The organism is Pseudoalteromonas sp. S4741 (genome assembly GCF_005886135.1).
Lineage (GTDB): Bacteria > Pseudomonadota > Gammaproteobacteria > Enterobacterales > Alteromonadaceae > Pseudoalteromonas > Pseudoalteromonas tetraodonis.
The window spans coordinates 1-1,653 of the sequence record NZ_PNCN01000050.1 but is presented as its reverse complement, the minus strand read 5'-3'; the positions used below and the strand labels follow the sequence as shown (position 1 = coordinate 1,653).

Here is a 1,653-nt window from a genome sequence, read left to right as displayed (position 1 = left end):
CAAAGTTTTTGCAGGAGAAGCCAAACGAGGCAAAGGATCAATGGGCTGGTTTTATGGCTTTAAACTTCACCTCATCATAATGATGAAGGGGGTTTATTAGCTGTAAAAGTGACAGCTGGGAATGTTGATGATAGACAGCCGGTATTACTGTTATTTATTGATTGTATTAATTTTGTGCAAACGCGCCACCCCCCCTTTAAATTTATATATAAGTTGGTATCCTACGCGACCTTTTTTAACATATGATTATCATCAAACAAGGGTTTGCCAAGGGGCGGCTATCGCTGCAAGGCACTTTATATAAGTGGCAGCAATAATACAGGCATCGCGTTATAAAACGTTAGATGTAACTTTAAATAGCAATATGCAAAAGTACTATTAAGGTCAATTATGCGATTAGGACCAGGACTACTCGTCACCGCTGCCTTCATTGGACCAGGGACTATTACGACTGCCAGCGTGGCAGGTGCAAACTTTGGTTTTGCACTAATATGGACATTACTGTTTTCAGTTATTGCCACCATATTATTACAATCTATGGCGGCGCGCCTTGGCGTAGCCACCGGGCAAGATTTAGCGCAAGCGCTAAGAGCTCACATTGAAACGCCCCTATTTAAATCTCTCGCTATATTTTTAGTGATCAGCGCCATTGGAGTAGGTAGTGCCGCCTACGAGGCTGGCAACCTTAGCGGTGCCAGCATGGGATTAATTGAAATATTTCCTCATGTTAATGCCCAGCTTTGGACGCCACTCATTGCATTTTTAAGTGCGGTGTTACTTTACAGCGGTAAACACAAAGTCGTTGAAAACGCGCTTATTTTATTAGTGATTTTAATGAGCCTAGTGTTTATCTCTACGTTAGTTATGGCTGCTCCCTCGCTGAATGATGTATTTGCTGGCTTTATTCCTAGTATGCCTGAAGGCTCTATTACAACCATACTAGCTTTAGTTGGTACTACCATTGTGCCGTATAACTTATTTTTACACTCAGGTGTTTTAGCTGCAAGACACGACAGCAAAAGTGATAAGCAAAAAGTTATTAAGCAAACTAATGTAGATACGGGTGTGTCTATCACTTTAGGTGGCGTGATCACGCTGGCAATTTTATCAACCGCGTCAGTGGCATTTTATGGCACAGATGCAGGGCAAATTAGCGCTGCCAACATGGCGGTACAACTTGAGCCATTACTTGGCGATGCTGCCCATTACTTTTTTGCTACTGGCTTATTTGCAGCAGGTTTAACCAGCGCAATTACAGCCCCCCTTGCCGGTGCGTATGCAGTATGTGGCATGTTAGGTTGGTCAAATAAAATGGATAACACCCGATTTAAAAGTGTCGCCATTGTTATTTTATTATTTGGTGCAGCCGTGGCGTCTCTGGGTTTAGACCCTGTTGCCGTGATAATTTTTGCCCAAGCAGCTAATGGCCTATTACTGCCTATTGTCACCACTTACCTTGTGTGGCTGGTTAACCAAAAATCAGTAATGGGCAAATACACCAACTCAATGTTGGTAAACTTGCTTACTTTACCGGTGTTAGTGCTTATTTTTGGCTTAAGTGGTTACAAGCTGTTTAGTTTGATTTTTTGATATCAAGACGCAATTTATACACACAAAAGCCGCTATATTAATAGTAATGCGGATCGTTTAAGT

General features: G+C 42.0%; 1 protein-coding gene and 1 pseudogene. Both read left to right on the top strand.

What is annotated here, in order from left to right; genetic code table 11:
- Positions 1–144: pseudogene (locus CWC30_RS08465) on the top strand (transposase); the annotation flags it as partial.
- 246 nt (positions 145–390) lie between these two features.
- Positions 391–1,590, top strand: coding sequence for an Nramp family divalent metal transporter (locus tag CWC30_RS08460; RefSeq protein WP_138626859.1), 1,200 nt, complete (start codon positions 391–393; stop codon positions 1,588–1,590).
- The last annotated feature ends 63 nt before the right edge of the window (positions 1,591–1,653 follow it).

Coding starts and splice junctions, on each gene's coding strand:
- CWC30_RS08460 (WP_138626859.1), top strand. CDS start 391: ATGCGATTAGGACCAGGACTACTCGTCACCGCTGCCTTCATTGGACCA.